Raw genomic sequence first — 18,692 nt, 5'->3', positions numbered from 1 at the left:
CATCCTATCAATCCCTGGATCAGCCTCCTCCGTTTCTCTTCAAGTACTTACCCGCGTCTTCTCCTCCATGCTGGCTTAAGTAAGTGCCATTCGTCGTAGAGCTCCTGCCCGAGCAGTCTCCTCCATTCCCCCAAGGCGGGCGCATGCAGCGCGTAAAGACTGTGTGCAAGTGCCGTCATGCGTTGGAGCCGCCCGGCTCTCAGCCACAGAAAAAACCAGGGTAGCGCGCGCAGGATATAGCGCGGATCAATAGCCAGCGGTCCCATGGGGTCGCGAAGCCATCCCGGTATCTTCCGAAGCATGCCTGGTTGCGCGCCCGGCATGAAACTGTCCGGCGAAATGAAGCCTCCGTTCCCGAACGACGCTCCGCCGGGGGAAGGCAAGGGATCGATGATTGCGACACTACGTCCGGCCAATTGCAGGCTCCGGGCCGCCGAAAGGCCTGCAACGCCTCCCCCTATCACCAATACAGGATTACTCATCGAAACCGTACCTTTTCCTTTTACGCAGTCTAATTGGGTGCTTACGCCAGCAGGCGTTCAAGGAACGAGCGGCCTCTGTCAGTTTGCGGGTTTGAGAAAATCTCAGAAGGTGGCCCGTCTTCGATGATGCGCCCTCCATCCATGATGACGACCCGGTTTGCGACTTCGCGGGCAAAGCCCATCTCATGTGTAACAACGACCATTGTCATACCGGCACTCGCCAGGTCGCGCATAACCTTAAGTACCTCGCCGACGAGTTCAGGGTCCAGCGCCGATGTGGGCTCATCGAAAAGCATGATCTTCGGGTGCATCGTGAGCGCGCGCGCAATGGCCACACGTTGTTGCTGCCCTCCCGACAGTTGCGACGGATAACAACCCGCCTTCTCGGACAGTCCAACTTTTTGCAGCATTGACAATGCGTCGCGTTTGACCTCAGCCTTCGGACGCCTGAGGACAACCGTCGGCGCCAGACAGAGATTTTCCAGCGCAGTCATGTGCGGGAACAGCTCGAAGTGCTGAAACACCATGCCGATGCCACGCCTCCGGAAGCACACTTCACCAGGCTTCAATTCGTAGAGCTTATGTCCTTCCTGACGATATCCAACCAGTTCACCGTCCACGCTGAGTCGCCCCGAGTCCACGTGTTCGAGATGGTTCATGCAACGCAGTAGTGTGGACTTTCCTGATCCGGAGGGTCCTATGACGCAAACCACTTCGCCCTGACTAACGTTAAGATTGATCCCCTTAAGAACTTCCGTGTCCCCGTAGCTTTTGCAGACGTCTTGCGCCTCAACCATCACCTTGCGAGATTGCATAACTTCGGTGCTCATCATCACTTTCCCCTTTTCATTGTCTTTACGGACTTGTTCAGACGACCTTCGATATGGGATTGAGCGATGGTCAGGATGGTTGTGATAAACCCGTACCAGATGACGGCAACCATCAGGAGTGGAATCTGTTCAAACGTACGAGAGTAAATTTGTTGGACCGTTGTCAACAATTCCGTGTAAGCGATCACGCTAACAAGCGATGTCGCCTTCACCATGGATATCACCTCATTGCTTAGCGGTGGAACGACCACTCGCATTGCCTGCGGAAAGACGATATGCCGCATTGCACGAAGAGGGGTCATTCCAAGCGCCAGGGAAGCACGCGTTTGACCCGGTGACACTGACAGGATGCCGGAACGCACAATTTCCGAAACATAGGCTGCCTGGGCAAGACCAAGCCCAAGAACCGCCGCTATCAGTTGAGTGATGACCTTGTTGGTCGCCACAAGTTTGATCGAGGGTCCAAACGGGATGCCGATAGATAGCACCGGAACGAGCGCGGAGAAGAAATAGATGAACAGGATCATCACCAGCGGCGGAATACCACGGAAAATCCACGTATAGGCTGCGCTCGACCATGATAGAAGCGGGTTTTCCGAAAGCCGCATAATCGCAAGCAGAATGCCGAAGCTGATGCCAACGATTTCCGCTAAAACGGTCAGAAACAAGGTGTTTCCAACCCCCGTCAAAACCGGCCCGCTAAACAGGTACTCCCATACCGTTCCCCAGAGCCAACGGGGATTGGTGATCAGAAGATCAGCAATGACGAGAATGACGTACAGCATGAGCGCAGCGCTGAGCCAACGACCAGGATGGCGCAACGGCACTACCACAAAGCCCTCGCTGTTTGATTTGCCGGTCTTCTTGTTTGACATGGAGGATCGCGAATCAGCAAGAGAAGGTGATTGATTTCCCATGATGCGGTTTGCCTTAGAGCCAAGCGTCGTTGACAGTGAACTTGTCGACCATGGTGGCGCCTTGCCCCCATTTGTCGAAGATCTGCTTATACTTTCCGCTCTTCTGGACGGCCTCTAGCGCCGCTTTGATTGCGTCTCGTAGCTGGGTGTTTTGCTTGCTAACCGCATAGCCTAAAAGAGCAATCGGATGCATTTCGCCAGCTAGCTGAAGCGTTGAAGGGTATTGACTCACGTCATAGCCAATAGCCGCGCTGTCACCTGACCAGACGTCAACTCGTCCCGAGCGCAGGGCAAGAGCCGCTCCATTGGGATCTGCAAAGGTCTGGACCTCCAGCGGCTTTCCCGAGGCCTGGCATTTCTCCTGCTGGGCGTGGAGCTCCTTTTCCTGAAAAGTGCCTCTAATCACAGCGACCTGTTTTCCGCAGAGGCTCGCTACGTCAGTGATTCCATTTGCATTTCCCTTCAGCGTAGCCATACCAATTCCCGCCTTAACATAGTCGACGAAGTCAACCTGTGGCTCACGGGATTTAAGATCTCCGATCGAACCAACGGCGAGATCGGCGCGGCCAGCTGTAATCGCCGGGATCAAGCTATCGAAGGTACCCATTGTGTATTCAAGCTTAACGCCAAGCGCGTCGGCCACCGCCTGTGTCAGGTCAGCCTCCATGCCCTCGACCGTTCGCACATCCTTTCCCAGATAAAGCATGGGCGGCCCGCTCTCGGCCGCAACCACTCGCAGTACGCCTGCGTCGCGAACAGATTGAGGCAAAAGTTTGGTCAAACTGGTTTCGGCAAATGCTGGCGATGCAACCAGACCAGACAGAGCGAGCGCTAACGCCGACGCGGCTAATTTCCAAGAGAATTTCATCCGACACCCCTCCTTTGAGATTCTTAAGATAAATACTACTAATTTATAAAAATCACCGATCGTGGATTCAATACGTATTCCTTAATGTATCGACTCATTGACCACGACCGTCGCTCGTGCAAGAAATGGCGGTTTGTATGTGTCTCTCCAGATCTTGTGCTGCGGCGCCCAACTGTCAGGACCAGGTTGCCCTTCTTCACGACGCCAGATACGGGATTAGCGCTAGATTTCCACGCCCACATTCAAAAGAATAATCACTTTTTAAAATGCGTCATAAGTCCACCGGCATGCGTGACTCCAACCATTGGATGGCAACGGGCGGCGTGCGGAAGTATTGAGTCCGTCTGGTGTTTGCCCTCACTGCCGTGCCGTCCGCAGACGGCGCGGGTTGCCCGCCCCTTGTCAAAACCGGGACAGTCTGTAAGGGTGGGGATCGATCGAAGTCCGGGAACCGTTCATCACCTGCGCGATAAGACGACCGGACACCGCGCCCGCGGTCATGCCGGTGTGACCATGCCCAGTAGCGAGATACAGGCCCGGCCAACCATCGACCTCTCCAAGTATCGGCAAGCTATCTGGGGTCGAGGGGCGAAACCCCATCCACAGCGAACTCCTCTCGAATTCCAGTGAGGGAAAGAGAGCGAGGGCGTTCTTTAGCATCGCATCTTCCCGATGCTCGTTGAGTGGCAGCTCCAACCCCGCAATTTCAACTGTCCCCGCGATGCGCAAGCCGCCCTCCATCTGGATCGCCCCCATCGCGCGCTCCTTGTGCAGAACTGGAAATCGCAAGTTCATTGATGGACGCACGACTTCAACGTGATATCCACGCTCGGGCTCAAGCGGTAACGTGATGCCCAATGGCGCAAGCAGCTGCTTCGACCAGACCCCGGCGGCAACGACAACACGAGCCACCGGACGGTCACTCAGATTGCTCACAATCCTGAACCCGGAGGGCTGCCGAAGTATCTTCATGACGCGCTCCTGGCAAAACACGCCTCCTGCGTCGACGAACAATCGCCCGATTATCTGTACAAGTCTGAGCGGATTAACGGTATGCCCGTTCTTCGGATAAAACTCGGCCCTCTTGATTGCGGGCGAAATCTCAGGGACCAATTCGCGCAGCTCCTTGAGCGGAAGGCGTTCGAACGGGATGTCGTAGCGCCTGCGCATCGTGTCGTAGATCCGATCGCCAGCGGACTCGTCTTCGCTCTCCCAAACGTAGATCTGTCCCGTCTGTCTGATCAAATCAGAGAAATGTTGCTCGCCAAGCAGTTCCTTGTAGGCGTCGAACGCCACTGAATGAAGGCTCCATAGCGCGTCGGCGGCAAGGTCCACCTGCGCCCGGCTCCCGGCCTTGATCCAGCGGAGAAGCCACGGAACCGCAACCGGCAAGTGCCGTGGATCCACCGAGAGCGGCCCGTCTGGATCCATGATCCAACCGGGCACCTTTCGCAGCATTCCTGGCAGTGCTATCGGCATACAACTTCCGGGGCTCAACAAGCCCCCGTTCCCATAGGAAGCGCCGGTGCCAGGCGGCTGCCCATCGTAGACGGACACCTGATATCCACTACGTTGTAAAAATACGGCTGCGCTCAATCCGGCGATGCCGGCGCCAATCACAGCTACAGAATTGTCCGAAGACACGTGTTTATCCCCGCGCTTCAGAGTTGGTTGTCCACATAGCCTTGAGCAGTCAGTTCTATTGCCATTCCCTCCACGAGCAGCGCTTTAACCACCACTGTCGCCCTGTTCGGAAACGGTTCGGCGAAGTACTCACGGTACGCACGATTCATCTCGGCTGCATCCTCTGCCTCTACCAGGAAAATCGTGAGCTGAACGACGTTTGCCAGACTCCCGCCCGCGGATTCCATCACGACCTTGAGGTTTTCGAATGTCTGGCGGGCCTGTTTGCCGATGTCCCCATCACTTAAGATCTCGCCGGTAGAAGGCACCCGCGGCACCTGAGATGTGAAGATATTCTTCCCTGCCCTGATGGCGTTACTAATGGGCAAATTCGATTGCAAGGGTGACTTGACTCTTTCAATTGGCATGGCTACTCCTACGGTTATCGGAAACGCGAACTCAACTCGAGTTCTGCAGCATCACATACCGAAGGCGGACCTACCATTCACATCTCGAAATGCCCCATAAGCGACACCTCGTACGCCAAATGTCTGGCGCTTTAACGCAGCGGCGAATGTGCCGTTTCTTTCATGCCGATCATCCCCATGCCCGAAACCACTGCGGCGAACAGGACGAAGTACACAACTGCAATGGGAGAGCCCCAGGTTTTGATCAGCCAGGTCGCGATATAACCGGCGAATGCGCCGAACACGATTCCCGACAGGTTGTACGAAATCGATAACCAGAGAACGCGACTCGATGTGGCAAACAGCTCGTTATAGGCGGCGGCTCCTGCACCAGCATAGGTTGCGTACAACAACGCGAACGCAATTTGCACGAGGACAACGGTTGAAAAGCCGGGAAACCTCAAGGTGGTCCAAAGAAGCGGCGCCGAGAGAAAGAGAAAACAGAGATTTGACGCTACCAGCAAGGGACGGCGGCCGATCCTGTCGGACCAGATGCCCGCAATGGGTATGCAGACAATCAATACGACAAGCGAAATAGTATTCGCCCACAACGATTCTGACCGACTCAAGCCCCCGTACTTTTGGGTGAAGGTTGGAAGGTACGACATAAGCGTGAACACGACAGCGAATGGCACCGCGACCAGCGCAAACAATCGCGTCGCGGCCCCCCACTGCGCCTGGATGGATGGCAGCGAGGTCTTCTGGGTGGTATACGCCGGAGTCTCCTCGACGTTGCGTCGCACGTAAAAGCCAATCGGTCCCACCAGCGCGCCAAGGAGAAACGGAACGCGCCATCCCCATACTTCCATCTGGGAAGCCGGGATCAGGGAGCTCGCAAGCGCACTCACCCCAGATCCGATCAGAAGCCCCGCTAGAGCCGTACATTGTTGAAGGCTACCGTAAAAGCCACGATGACCATGCGGCGCCCATTCGACCAGGAACCCAGTCGCCGTCCCCCACTCTCCGCCCGCCGAAAATCCCTGAATCAGCCGCGCGACAACTAATAGCGCCGGAGCCCAGAATCCGATGTAAGCATAGGTGGGTAGCAGCGCGATCATCAGTGTCCCCAATGCCATCAGGATAATGGTGATCGTCAAGGCAGGCTTTCGGCCGCGTTTATCGGCGAGGCCACCGATCACAACGCCGCCAAGCGGCCGTGCGAGAAATCCAATGCCGAACACTGCAAAGGAGGAGAGCAACGCCGAGACAGAATCACCCGACGCAAAGAAGCGGGCTGCGATGATATTTGCGAGGAATCCATACACTGCGAAGTCATACCACTCAAGCAAATTCCCGACTGACGCGGCGACCGCAGCACGCCTCAGTTCGCGTCGTCCCGGGTTATGTACTTCTTGACATGCGACATAAACTGCTTTGTCGCGACTCAAACGCCCAGCATCCATAGCACCTCCGTCATCGCCTGAAACACGGTGAGCCTATTGATGCGCTCAGTCGCCTTGCCAACCGTATAAGGTCCGCGCGGCGTCGACCGAAACCTTTCCGTTCGCTACGTCTTCCTCGATGAGATTGCGATCACGTTTGCCCGGGTCTCCATAGCCACCACCGCCTGGCGTTTCAACAACGACCCGGTCACCGGTGCGTAACGTGGTCACGAGCTTCGACTGGATTGTTTCAACCCGACCGTCGGCCCGCGTGATCTGCGAAAACGCACTTGCGCCGCCATGCCCCTCGCAAGAACCGGACGCCTCTCCAAAATGGCGCTCTCCCCTATGCGTGAAGGTCACCTCAGTTCCAAGAAACTCATACTCCTTCACGATACCCAGTCCGCCTCTAAACGTTCCGGCGCCACCCGAATCGGCCCTAAGTTCCAACCGTCGAACACGCACGGGAATCTCCATTTCCAGCGCTTCGACCGGCAGGTTCATGCAGTTGGTAGCGTCGGTTTCGATCACGTCTACGCCATCACTGCCAGCGCTCGCGCCGCTTCCTCCTGTGAGGATCTCGGCCAGCACGTATGGCCGATGCGCTGCGTCCCGACCGCCGAACGCAAGCCCGAACAGCACGCCGGACGAATCGGCCGGTACACGCTCCGGCAGTACGTCCTTGAATGCACTGAGGATGCAGCCCGTAATGCGCTTGATTGTCGCCGTCCGGGTACCGACGGGAGCCGGCGCAATCGGTCTTACGAGGCTACCTTCAGGGCGAAACAAAGAGACCGGCCGAAAGCATCCGGCATTGGTCGGTAAATCGCTGCCGGTAATTGCTCGAAGAGCGAAATAGGCCGCGGCCATACATCCCGACTCCACCACATTCAGCGGTCCTTTTACCTGCGCGTCGGTTCCCGTGAAGTCGACGTGCATACTTCCGTTGCTGATCGTCACCGTTACTTCGACACGAACTCTTCTATCGAGCTCAACACCATCGTTGTCGAGGCAATCAGCATACCGATAGATGCCCTCCGGGATTTCGCGCAGCCGCGCGCGGGTCGCCCGTTCGGAGTGGAAGAGTAGTTCCTCGAAGAAAACATAAAGCTGCTCGCGCCCGTATACGTTAGCGAGCTCGCTCATGCGGCGCGAGCCAATGTTGCACGCTGCAATTTGTGCGTTCAAGTCACCAAACAGCGTGTCTGGCAACCGAACATTGAGCCGTAACATCTTCGCCAGCGTGACATTTAACTCGCCTGCGTCGTAGAGTTTCAGTGGCGGAATTCTGATCCCCTCCTGATAGATCTCCGTCGCGTTCGTGGGAATAGAACCGGGTGTCATTCCGCCCACGTCCTGATGGTGAGTCATCGTGGCGGCCAAAGCCATCACTTCCCCTTTGTGGAAAATCGGGGTGACTATTCCGATATCGGGTAGATGCGTTCCTCCCAGGTAAGGCTCGTTCATGATGTACACGTCCCCCATTTTCATGGAATCCGTCGGAAACTCTTCAAGGAACGCGCAGACCACCGGAATCAATGTCGCGAGGTGATTGGGAATAGCCAAGGCTTGCGCAAGCGTTTCGCCTTCAGGCGTAAAGACTGCTGCCGATGCATCCAACGCTTCCTTGACGACTGGCGAGAACGAGCTTCGCAGCAGCGTCGACTGCATCTCGTTCGCGATCCCTTCCAGCTTGTAGCGAACGACCTCAAGCGTGATCGGGTCGATTGCGACGCATGACGCGGAGGATTGGGTATCGTAAGTTTTCATCTCGGTCTCATGCCTCACTTCCGGGCTCGCAACACCAGTGCGCCCGTGTGATCCACCGTCGCTTTCCAGTATGAATCCACCAGAATCGTTGTATCGTCCTGCTCCGCGATGGCCGGACCATCGAATTCAAATCCAACTGGGAGCGCCTGACGCGAATAGACCGTTGCCTCGACAGGGCCCTCTCGAACGTCGAAAAGGATGGAACGTACGCCGAGTTCTGTAGCTAAACCAACTGGTTTGTACGCCGTCGTCTCGATCTGATTGGTGCTTGCCGTTCGATGCACCGAGCGCAGATTCACTATCCGGGCGGGTGACCCATCGCTATGACCATATATGTTCTGATGTGCTTCCAGAAACGCTTCATAGGCTCGCTCGAGCATGTCGTCCGACGAAGATTGGAGCGGGACCTCAAGCCAATACCCCTGGCCCACGTAGCAGATGTCGGCGTAATGCTGCACACTGATTGGTGCCGCGCCAATTGCTTCGTGCGTCATCAATATTTCGCATTGCTCATCGAGTGTCTTAAGTGCCTCTTGCATGATCTGGTGGTCTGCTTCGGCGAACGTCTTGCCGAAGGCGCCTGTCACTTCGTGCTCTACCGGTGCGGCAAGAAGCCCTGCTGCGCAGAGGACGCCGGGGTACCGGGGCACGACGACCGTATCCATACCCAGTTCGCGGGCGAGCAGCACCGCATGCAGCGCTCCGCCTCCGCCGAGCGGCATCAACGCGAATTTTCGCGGGTCCAGTCCCTGCCTGGTGGAGACGGCGCGGATTCCTTCGGCCATCTGTGCGTTCACAATACGATGGATCCCAAGAGCCGCCTCCCGAACGCTGAGTCCAAGTGGTACGGCAATATTGTGTTCAATCGCAGCAGCAGCCAACTCCGGACGGAGTTTCAACGCACCCCCGGCGAAGTTGTCCGGGTTTAGATAGCCGAGGACGACGGAAGCATCGGTCACTGTTGCCATCTCTCCGCCCCTGCCAAAACAGGCGGGGCCAGGCTCCGAGCCGGTTGAAGTGGGTCCGACCCGAAGGGCGCCACCTGCGTCGAGCCAGGCGATCGAGCCTCCGCCAGATCCGATCGAATTGACGTCGACCATCGGCACCCTCACTGTGAAGCCATCAATCAGTCCTTCTGGACGGATCAGGGCGCGTCCGCCCTTGATCACTGCGATATCGCTGCTTGTACCGCCAACGTCGACGGTGATGACATCCCCGAAACCACAGGCGCTACCGGTAACTTGCGCGCCGACCACTCCCGCGGCCGGCCCCGACAGGAACAACCGCACGGGACGTTTTCGGGCAATCGACGACGCCATGAGCCCCCCGCGCGACTGCATTACCTGCAGCGGAACGGATACGCCACTGTGTTTAAGTCCGTCCTCGATGCGTGTCAGATACCGTTCGATCACTGGTTTTACATAAGCGTCGAAACTGGTCACAACCGTACGTTCATACTCGCGATAGACCGGATTAACTTCATGAGAAATGGCTAGCGTCAACGCAGGAAACTCGGCTTCCAACAACTGGCGCGCGCGCTTCTCGTGCGTGGAATTACGAAAGGAGAAGAGAAAGCAAACAACGAGCGCCTCGACACCGGCGGCGACCAGCTCTCCTGCAGCCTGCAGCACCTCCTCCTCGTTCAGCGGAACCAGCACCTCACCATCCGATGAGATGCGTTCGGAAACTTCCTTCCGCAGTTTTCTCGGCACCAGAAACGATGGCGTTTCCGGTTTCAGGATGACGTCATACATGCCTCGGCGCATCTGCCGGCCAATTTCGAGGACGTCGCGGAAACCCCGGGTAGTAATGAGACCCACACGTGCGCCCTTGCGCTCAAGGATTGCGTTCGTCCCGACCGTCGTTCCGTGCGCGAATCGTTTGATCACCGTCGGGTCCGCGCCCCACTCTTCACCTACGCGACGAATCGAGGCGAGCACTGCGATACTTTCGTCCTTTCGGGTCGTGGGTACCTTGAAGTATTTCAGGTTCCCCTCTTCGTCGCGCGACACCACATCGGTGAAAGTACCGCCGATGTCTACACCAACTTCCAGTGCCTTGGTCATCGAACAACGCTCCGTTCTTCGAAATAGACTGACTCAGCCTGCAGCTTGAAAACCGCGTTGGCCACCTGCACTTTGAAACGCACCTGAGGATCTTCGAGCGACACGCCGAGCACTTCCTCAATGCGCTCCAAACGGTAGCGCAAGGTGCTGATGTGGATACCCATCAACTTCGCCGTACTGGACAACTGAAACGCCTCGTTACACAGCACATCGAGTGTGTCGAGCAACATTTCGCCACGCCGTTGCTGCACAAGAGGGTCGATGAGGCGCGCTATAAGCATATCTCTCGCGTCCTCGTCTCCCAATAGCGCCCGGGGAAACAAAACCTCATCGAAGTGGTGAATCTTCCCGACGCGAAGCGTTGGCAAAAGATCGGCCACATCGCGCGCACCCAGTGCCATGCCAGCTAAGCCGCGGTGTGATCGGCTCACTGCCATTGCAGACCGGTGATCACCAAGCGATCGCCAAAGCTCTTCACAGTTCGCCCCATCTGGCAGCAGAAGTTTGATCTGGTTAAGCGAGACTGCAATGAGTTCCGGGAGCCGCAGCCTTCTCAGGACCTGCTTGAGGACCGTGACGGTTTGCTCCCTTCTTATAAAGCCGTCCGATGTCAGGGGAATCGGCTCATCCAGCAAGATCATGAGAACACGGTATAAGGCATCATCGCGCCAACCGTAGACGTGTGCGCGCTCAAGCGCACCCGGAGAAGCGGAAAACTGGCCATCCAGGAGACTGGCTACGAAGGCGTAACCGAGGCGGTCTTCCTGCTGTGCGAGAGCCTGCTGTCGCATGAGATGCAGCGCGGAAATGACGCTCGCATGCTCTATAGCGCGCCGGTCGAGCTCGTGAGGAATCCCATCCAACACGTCGAGCCATATAAGCGCCACGACGGCTTCACGGAGGCGGACCGGCATCACGAGCCGCAAACCCGCACCCGGTAGCTGTTGTCCTTCCAGCATCAGCGGGCCGATGTTCGAGACTACCTTCAGACTAGTGCGCCTGTCCGTCATCATTTTCAGGAACTGGAACTCCTCACTTGCACGCGTTCCCGCTGCAGTGCATTGACCGAGGATTCTGCCCGTCACATCGGTGAATGTTACTGTCCGGTTCACCAATCTTGTCAACGCTCTCGCGATGTCATTGAGACTTTCAGCGGTGATCGCCGCATTGGTCAACTCTCTGTGTATTTCCTCAGAGCGCCGGATCACCTCTGCCTGGTGATTGATAATGCTGGCGAGAATCTCATGCGTGACCTGGCTGAACGGGACATGCCATGGCAGCTCCAGCAGGGGCAATCCTATCCGGTTCGCCTCCTCTAGCGCCTCGGATGGATAGTGATTCCTGAAATGCGGCACCGCCATGACTACGCCGGCGAGTTCACGTTCGTTCAATGCCCGGATGAATTCCCGGGATGCATCTGCGTTCTGCGGCCAGCTGTATCCCGTGGTGAGCAACAGTTCGCCGCGCTTCACCCATTGAATGACATCAGGATGATCGACCATGTGCACCCACGATATCTCGCGGCCCAGCCCACCCTCCCCGGCCACAATATCTGCATTGCTTAGGATTGTCTCCCGAATTGCGATATCAAGCCTCATGTTTAGTCACCCACGCATTCGTCACGCATCTTCTCGCAAAGTTTTATCCCTGGGACAGCGCGCTTTCAAGGATCTCCCCCGCGATGTCATGGACAAGTCGAATGAAGTTCTCCTGCTCGAATGCCGATTGACGGCCTGGCACCCAGTAAGCCCAGAGATTCAAATAGAGCTCCGGCATGAATGTGCGAAATACAATTGATGAGTTCCGGAAGAGATGCGCTGAAATCGGATCGAGAATGGCAAATCCAATACCGGCCTCAACCATGGCGCACGCGGCAATCGCGGCAGGGCATTCCGCCACCGCGATCGGCGGGCCGCCGAACTCTGAAAATGCTGTTTCAATGATGTCGTCGACACGCTCGCTGCGTGAGAGACTGATCATCGGCTCGCTGACCAGATCACCCACGCTGATCATGGTCTTCTCTGTAAGCGGATGGCCGCCAGGGAGTAAGCAGAGCAGTCGAGCCGCTACGAGCAACTCAGAACGCACGCCAGGAATCGCGGGTTCTTCCAGTGCAAATCCGATGTCCGCCTTTTGCGATGCAACCAGCGCCTGAACGTGATCTGAGCCTCGCGACACAATCGAAAAGTGTAGATCCGCAATATCCTCACGGTAGGTTTTCACTGCCTGCGGAAGAACTGCACTCGCGAAGGCAGGTGTAGACGCCACGATAATCTTCCGGCGCTCTCCGCGACACAAGCGACTGCAGAACTCATTGATTGAATCAAGCCCCGTGAATGAGCGCTCGATTTCCGCAAAGATCAATTCCGCACGCCGCGTCGGCATGAGGCGTCCGGCGTGACGCTCGAACAGCGGAAACTCAAGACGTTCCTCGGCCTCCCGGAGTAAATTACTCACCGCCGGCTGCGTCACGTGTAGCCGTGCGGCGCCGCCCGTAACGGAACCTGTCAGCAGCACAGCATAAATTGTCTCGACGTGCCGGAAACTTAGTGGACGCGACATTTGCTACCCCCGACTTGTTCATAACTGACCATGGTAGCTTCTGTCCTACTTATAGCGAATTGGCTGTTCCACCATTCGCGGCTGCCCAATCACGTCATGTCAGCACGCCACGTCGCGGTAGTCTCCAATATTTTTCTACGATTAGTACGACGCTAGGATTGCACATCCGTATTTTGTCGCCTAATCAGATTTCGAAATACAGTATAAGCGCGCCTGCGCCCGCCAGGTCCGCTCGCGTCAATGAAAATCCGCCCCTAATATCCTCTTCCGAGGTCGACAGTGACAATCCGGCGACATGCGGGGTGACAAGAATCGAGGGGTGTCCCCAGAACGGATGCGAAGCCGGCAGAGGCTCCTCCACCGCGACGTCTAACGTCGCCGCTCCAACCGTACCCTCGTCCAGTGCCCGTAGAAGGTCTGCTTCGACAAGGTGCTCCCCACGTCCGATATTGATCAGCTTCGCTCCATGTCGGAAATGCCGGAATAGATCGCCCTGCAAGATATTCCGCGTACTGTCGGTCAACGGCAATACATTCACCACAATATCGGATCTGCCAACCAGTGCGCGCAGCCCGCTTTGTCCCGAGTACGTTTCGATTCCTTGAAGCTGTTTTAGCGTTCTGCTCCACCCGCTAACTGGGAACCCGTCCGACTGAAGCGCACATGCGATCGCCAGTCCAAGCTCCCCAAGTCCCAGAATCCCTATTGAAGTCTGATACGGTAGCTTTGGGCGTATGAACTGCCAGCGTTCATGCCGCATCGCGTTTTCAAATACATCAAAACATCGGTGATATCGGTAGACTGCCGCCTTGGCATAGTCGACCATCGTCAAATGCGCGGTCGGCCGTTTCCATATTTGCTTGCGTCAGTGATAACCAAGGTCTCTCTCCACTTGACAAACTCCATCCAAATCGCACGCCCGGAGTCCACGTTCCTACCGCAGTGCCCAGTCCATTGCGTGGCTCAACGCTACTTTCCAGAGGTCCCTTCGTCGATCCAACTCGGTTCGCTCGACAGGCCGTCATGCTTCACAATCTTCGTGACGATGTAGGTAAAGTAACGTTCAATCCCCAGTTCTTCTGTTAGTAAGCTGTCGATGAAACGCTGATAGTGATCGATGTCGCGCGAGAGGACTTCCATGACATAGTCGACCCCGCCCCCCGTCGCGTGACACCGTACGACCTCGGGGGCGGCCATAACACGCTCTTCAAACCGGCGCAGGTCGTGCGCCGTATGTCTGCCCAACGTAACTTCGACAACAACACGGCTTCCCTTGAAAACGTGCGACCAATCAACATCCGCTCGATATCCGCGGATAAGGCCGCTCACCTCGAGTCTGCGTACTCGTTCCCATGCGGGCGAGATCGACAGGTTAGCCTCCTCCGCCAGGCGAGACTTCGTGATACGCCCATCGCGGGCGAGAGTACGGAGAATCAATAGGTCATACCGGTCTAGCTTCATGCAAAGATTTAAACATCCGCTCACCCAACAGTCATCATCCATTAAGTCGGAAAAACGGCAGGTGTTTTCCTGCATTCCGTCGGAAAGCCTCTTGAAATGGGGAAGGCCACGGGCGGCATCAACGTTGGCGCTTTATTGGCGCATTCTTCGGCTGCGACCTACCATTGCAATGTACTTTGGCAGACCCGGCACCCTTGCAGATGGAGGAGAACATGACCGAAGCCGAGAACAACTTCAGCGCCGAAGCGATCTTCGCCTGGTGGACCGGAGGTCGTCATGGCTTACGCTCCGATCCTCACTGAATCCCAACTCGAACGCGTGCGCGTCTTCACGAAGCCGCGACAGGTGGCGGCAGGCATTGTGCTCTATAACCCCAACGACGACACACCGCCGGTATACGTCGTGATCGAGGGCAAGATCAGGATCGTCTCGCTGGCTGGCGGCGTCGAAGACACGGTGACGACTTATGAGCCAGGTCAGTTTTCGGGTGAATTGCTGATGATTGCAGGCAGGCGCTCCATCTACCGGTGTCAGGCCGTCGAAGCATCGCACCTACTGGAGTTGAGCGCGCAAAACCTGCGAACGCTGATCAGCAAGGACGCGGAGTTAAGCGAAATCTTCATGAGGACGTTCCTTGCACGGCGGCTTGCCATGGCCGGCCACGGACGTACCAATGTGCTCATTCTCGGCTCGCGCTATTCGGCGCAGACACTAGCTATACGAGAATTTCTGACGCGCGATGGACACCCGTTCGCTTATGTGGATCTCGACACCGACAGTAGTGCCCAGGAACTGCTCGACCGCTTCGGGGTATGCAATGACGACGTCCCTATCGTCGTTTGCAACGGGGCGCAGGTACTCAGAAACCCATCCACACGGGATGTGGCACAAGCGCTGGGCTTCAACTCGAATATCGACGAGTCACAGGTGCGCGACATCGTCATTGTCGGCGCGGGTCCCGCTGGACTGGCCGCGGCGGTGTATGCGGCATCCGAAGGTCTGGATGTGCTGGTCATCGAACGCGCGGCGCCCGGCGGACAAGCCGGCTCCAGTTCACGCATCGAAAACTACCTGGGATTTCCAACTGGCCTCTCCGGTCAGGAACTTGCGAACAGCGCGATCGCGCAGTCGGAAAAATTTGGTGCGAAGATCATGGTGGCGCGCTCGGTCGACGGGCTGAACTGCGCCGAGCGGCCTTACCGGATTTCGCTCGACGACGGCCAGCAGATAGCGGCCCGTTCAATCGTACTTGCGACAGGCGCGGCCTATAACCAGCCTGCGCTGCCCAACATCGACCGCTTTACCGGCCGTGGCATTTACTACAACGCCACGTTCATGGAAGGCCAATTGTGTAGCGGCGATCCGGTGATCGTTATCGGCGGCGGCAACTCCGCGGGACAGGCAGCCGTGTTTCTCGCCCAGAACACGAAGGGCGTACGGATGCTGGTCAGATCAGCGGAGCTCGCGGCAACGATGTCGCGCTATCTGATCCGGCGCATCGAAGAAAACCCGCTCATTCAGGTTCATTTCAACAGTGAACTCGTGAGCTTGCGCGGTGACGACCATCTTGAAGAGGTGGCGTGGTGCGACAAGGTCACGGGCGAGGTGACGACGCAAGCCGTGCGGCATGTTTTCGTCATGACGGGAGCCTCACCGAAGACCGAGTGGCTGGCCGGCTGCCTGTCACTCGATCCGCGCGGCTTCGTGTTGACAGGAAGCGATCTGGACGACGTCTTGCCACCTCAGCCATGGCCGCTTGCGAGGCGGCCCTACATGCTCGAAACCAGCCTACCCGGCGTATTCGCGGTAGGCGATGCGCGGGCCGGAAACGTCAAACGGGTCGCATCTGCGGTCGGAGAGGGTTCGATCGTCGTTCACATGGTGCATCAGATGCTGGCCGGTATGTAGACTAGGTTACACGTCGGGCACCAACGGGACCAGTTGCGCCTCCTCCGGTTCGAACCAGTCAGGATTGGGCTCAGCGACTGGCCCGAGGGACACCAGGATCTCACGCAGATGGGACCGCATCGCCTCTTCGGCAGCGTCGGGATCGTGCGCTTTTAACGCATTCACGATGTGCACGTGCTGCTTGATCAGCAAGTCGAGCGGCGAGACCTCGTGCAGGCTGAGGTAACGCACACGGTCCATCTGTGCCTTGATGTCCTGAATGGTGTCCCAAGCCGCCACACAATCGATTGACTGCGCGATCAGAAAATGGAACTGTTGCCTGACTTACGTGAGCTGCTCGGTGCTTGCCGCCATCGCGGCGCTTCTGCTCGCTGCATTTTCCGGCGGCGCGACGCTGGACATGGGCGCTGACTACATGTTGCTATCGGTCGCCGTCGTCGTGATAGGCGGCACGCTGGTCTCAGGTGGCCGGCCGAGCGTCACGGGAACCTGGAGCGCCGCCTGTTTCCTCTTTCTGATCAACGCGCTTCTCAATGCAAGTGGAGCCGGCGCGGGACTCCGCGCAATCGTTTATGGCGCGTTGATTATTGGCGTAACAGCCATGGCAACTGGCCCCACCGACGCTCGCTCGTGAAGGGCGCGCGCCGCGACTTTCGTCATATTTAAGCGGCGGATGTGGAAAGGTAACAGTCACCCAAAATTGAGATGACTACATTACAATAACCTTTCCATCACCTCGCTGGCGTGAACATCCCATGGTTCTATATCACCGCGGTGCGGCGATTCAGCCGTCAAGCTTCAGATCCGGCAACACCTTCATAGCGCGTGCCTGCATCCTGAAGGAAGACGGCGAATCCACCTCATTGGGTAACCTCGGTCAGTTCGCAAGCCAGAACTGCGCATACGAGTTTGCGGTACGTTGTGCGACTGCTTTCGTGGACGGCGTACCGATTCCTCGTTGCCCGTTCGGCGGCTCGTCAAGCGTGGACGACGCGGCAACGAGCTGATGATGCGCAGTTGCGCCCGAGTGATACGACCAGATCGTTGACGATTGCCACTCACGGGGGATGGAATCTCAGTGCGACTGTCGAAACCGGAAACACCAGAGCGGAGGAACATTGATGTACAAACCTGAATTAAGCCGTTTTCAATACACCCGCAAACACGGCCAGCGTCGAACCTATAACGTCACGCTGAATGTCGTACAAAAGGATTCCGGCGTCTGCGCCTATGCAGCATGGGTGCAATTCGGAGCGGAATTCAAAGGTTCGGGGCTAATGCTTCCACTCGTCGCCGCCACGCGTGACGACGCGGTGCAGGAGGCACGAATCCGTATACAGAAGGACATCGACAATCTGGTTGGAGTCGTCGAGTAAAGAACATGACCCACGCCGGTCAAATGCAATTAGGTCGCGGCCGCCGAATGTACCGCGCGTGGGCAACTATTTATTTTAATGGAATCCTAACCAACTCTCCTCCGCCCAAGGTTGGACGCACAGGCCAACCGGCAACGCTGCCTGCGCAGCTTTTGCCTGCTCCAGCGGGAGAGTATTCGGGTTAACCCATATTCAGGAAGAATCCCTTCCGGGCACCGGTCTTAATCTTAAGAGCGCACTTACCTAGACTGTCGTCATTGCGTTACGGACACGCTGTTCGTAACCCGACAAACAACGTCTGGAGGTGTAACCATGAAGTCCCTTATTCAAGCTGTTGTCGTTGCCGCTGCCCTTGCCGCACCGGTTGCCGTTTTCGCCCAATCGAACCAACCGGTCACGCGTGCCCAGGTGCGTGCCGAACTCGTTCAACTCGAGCAGGCCGGCTGGCATCCCGCGGCTGGTGCCGATCCGCACTACCCGAACGATCTCCTCGCCGCTGAAGCGAAGGTGGCTGCACAAAACAATGCAACTGGCATCGGCGGCATCGCAAATGGCTCGTCGGACGCGGGACGCCCGGCCGTATCAAAGGCCGACTGGAACGCGATGTACAGCCATCCGTAATGCGTTGATGCTCGAATGCCAGCAGGATGCCTAAGCGATCTGCTCAACTGGCACAACTCTCAAGGCGCGCAGCACCTCTGCGCGCCATGGTCGAAAAAATGGCTCGCTAACGGTTTTGGCCGCGTAGCGAGCAAGCGTCATGTTGAATACCTCCGCCGTCGGACTCCCGATGGCTTTGCTCAGACCTTCCGGGTCTGGGCCCTCTTTCGCTCAATCTTGAGCCGCGACTGTCGACCCGCACAAACCTGAAGCACAAGAATTCCGGAATCTCGCCGTTAACTTATTATTAACTGCCGGATTGGCAGGATTGTTGACCCTGCCAATCCGTGCGCAAGACATATAAAAAGCCACCGGGGGCG

Annotated in this window: 17 protein-coding genes and 2 pseudogenes; 5 read left to right on the top strand and 14 right to left on the bottom strand. The window is 57.1% G+C overall.

Translation table 11 applies throughout. The annotated features are described in order from the left end of the window. Positions 1-47: 47 nt before the first annotated feature. The 13 genes from P3T40_RS42465 to P3T40_RS42405 all read right to left on the bottom strand — a co-directional run bounded on the left by P3T40_RS42465 (position 48) and on the right by P3T40_RS42405 (position 14,428). A complete protein-coding gene (locus P3T40_RS42465) occupies positions 48-482 on the bottom strand; it encodes an FAD-dependent oxidoreductase (protein ID WP_429273649.1) in 435 nt (144 codons plus the stop codon). 41 nt (positions 483-523) lie between these two features. Continuing rightward, on the bottom strand, positions 524-1,312 hold the full coding sequence (locus P3T40_RS42460) for an amino acid ABC transporter ATP-binding protein (protein ID WP_429273648.1): 789 nt from the start codon (positions 1,310-1,312) through the stop codon (positions 524-526). A gap of 2 nt (positions 1,313-1,314) precedes the next feature. Then, on the bottom strand, positions 1,315-2,187 hold the full coding sequence (locus tag P3T40_RS42455) for an amino acid ABC transporter permease (RefSeq protein ID WP_429273647.1): 873 nt from the start codon (positions 2,185-2,187) through the stop codon (positions 1,315-1,317). Positions 2,188-2,242: 55 nt separating this feature from the next. Further along, positions 2,243-3,097, bottom strand: coding sequence for an ABC transporter substrate-binding protein (locus P3T40_RS42450; RefSeq protein ID WP_429273646.1), 855 nt, complete (start codon positions 3,095-3,097; stop codon positions 2,243-2,245). A 402-nt stretch (positions 3,098-3,499) separates the two neighbouring features. Beyond that, positions 3,500-4,717, bottom strand: coding sequence for an NAD(P)/FAD-dependent oxidoreductase (locus tag P3T40_RS42445; RefSeq protein WP_429273652.1), 1,218 nt, complete (start codon positions 4,715-4,717; stop codon positions 3,500-3,502). Between the two features lie 41 nt (positions 4,718-4,758). Further along, a complete protein-coding gene (locus P3T40_RS42440) occupies positions 4,759-5,148 on the bottom strand; it encodes a RidA family protein (RefSeq protein WP_429273645.1) in 390 nt (129 codons plus the stop codon). Between the two features lie 131 nt (positions 5,149-5,279). Continuing rightward, complete coding sequence (locus P3T40_RS42435; RefSeq protein ID WP_429273644.1) at positions 5,280-6,590, bottom strand: MFS transporter; 1,311 nt, start codon at positions 6,588-6,590, stop codon at positions 5,280-5,282. Between the two features lie 45 nt (positions 6,591-6,635). Continuing rightward, positions 6,636-8,339 carry a hydantoinase B/oxoprolinase family protein gene (locus tag P3T40_RS42430; RefSeq protein WP_429273643.1) on the bottom strand — a complete coding sequence of 568 codons (1,704 nt, stop codon included), beginning with the start codon at positions 8,337-8,339 and terminating at the stop codon, positions 6,636-6,638. Positions 8,340-8,353: 14 nt separating this feature from the next. Beyond that, positions 8,354-10,405 carry a hydantoinase/oxoprolinase family protein gene (locus P3T40_RS42425; RefSeq protein ID WP_429273642.1) on the bottom strand — a complete coding sequence of 684 codons (2,052 nt, stop codon included), beginning with the start codon at positions 10,403-10,405 and terminating at the stop codon, positions 8,354-8,356. Further along, positions 10,402-12,003 carry a PucR family transcriptional regulator gene (locus P3T40_RS42420; protein WP_429273641.1) on the bottom strand — a complete coding sequence of 534 codons (1,602 nt, stop codon included), beginning with the start codon at positions 12,001-12,003 and terminating at the stop codon, positions 10,402-10,404. Before P3T40_RS42420 ends, P3T40_RS42425 begins: the two co-directional genes overlap by 4 nt. A 43-nt stretch (positions 12,004-12,046) precedes the next feature. After that, entirely contained in the window at positions 12,047-12,967 is a 921-nt protein-coding gene (locus P3T40_RS42415; RefSeq protein ID WP_429273640.1) for a LysR substrate-binding domain-containing protein, read from the bottom strand. Positions 12,968-13,151: 184 nt separating this feature from the next. After that, entirely contained in the window at positions 13,152-13,793 is a 642-nt protein-coding gene (locus tag P3T40_RS42410) for an NAD(P)-dependent oxidoreductase (protein WP_429273639.1), read from the bottom strand. Between the two features lie 143 nt (positions 13,794-13,936). Further along, positions 13,937-14,428 (bottom strand): Lrp/AsnC family transcriptional regulator, encoded by a 492-nt coding sequence (locus tag P3T40_RS42405; RefSeq protein ID WP_429273651.1) that lies wholly within the window; start codon positions 14,426-14,428, stop codon positions 13,937-13,939. A 276-nt stretch (positions 14,429-14,704) separates the two neighbouring features. On the opposite strand from P3T40_RS42405, the gene P3T40_RS42400 reads away from it, so the two are divergent. Further along, on the top strand, positions 14,705-16,336 hold the full coding sequence (locus tag P3T40_RS42400; RefSeq protein WP_429273638.1) for an FAD-dependent oxidoreductase: 1,632 nt from the start codon (positions 14,705-14,707) through the stop codon (positions 16,334-16,336). Positions 16,337-16,342: 6 nt separating this feature from the next. Here the strand turns inward: P3T40_RS42400 and P3T40_RS42395 are convergent. Continuing rightward, a pseudogene (locus tag P3T40_RS42395) lies at positions 16,343-16,654 on the bottom strand (FCD domain-containing protein); the annotation flags it as partial. Here P3T40_RS42395 and P3T40_RS42390 point away from each other — a divergent pair. The 4 genes and pseudogenes from P3T40_RS42390 to P3T40_RS42375 all read left to right on the top strand — a co-directional run. Next, positions 16,653-16,970, top strand: a pseudogene (locus tag P3T40_RS42390) (ABC transporter permease); the annotation flags it as partial. The pseudogenes P3T40_RS42395 and P3T40_RS42390 sit on opposite strands and share 2 nt — an antisense overlap. Before the next feature lie 121 nt (positions 16,971-17,091). Next, complete coding sequence (locus tag P3T40_RS42385; RefSeq protein ID WP_429273637.1) at positions 17,092-17,343, top strand: hypothetical protein; 252 nt, start codon at positions 17,092-17,094, stop codon at positions 17,341-17,343. Positions 17,344-17,457: 114 nt separating this feature from the next. Beyond that, positions 17,458-17,712 (top strand): hypothetical protein, encoded by a 255-nt coding sequence (locus P3T40_RS42380; protein WP_429273636.1) that lies wholly within the window; start codon positions 17,458-17,460, stop codon positions 17,710-17,712. A gap of 312 nt (positions 17,713-18,024) precedes the next feature. After that, positions 18,025-18,333, top strand: coding sequence for a DUF4148 domain-containing protein (locus P3T40_RS42375; protein ID WP_429273635.1), 309 nt, complete (start codon positions 18,025-18,027; stop codon positions 18,331-18,333). The last annotated feature ends 359 nt before the right edge of the window (positions 18,334-18,692 follow it).

Source organism: Paraburkholderia sp. EB58, from assembly GCF_050436665.1.
Lineage (GTDB): Bacteria > Pseudomonadota > Gammaproteobacteria > Burkholderiales > Burkholderiaceae > Paraburkholderia.
Note: the sequence above shows the minus strand (reverse complement) of the source record. Positions and strands in the feature narration are given on the sequence as shown.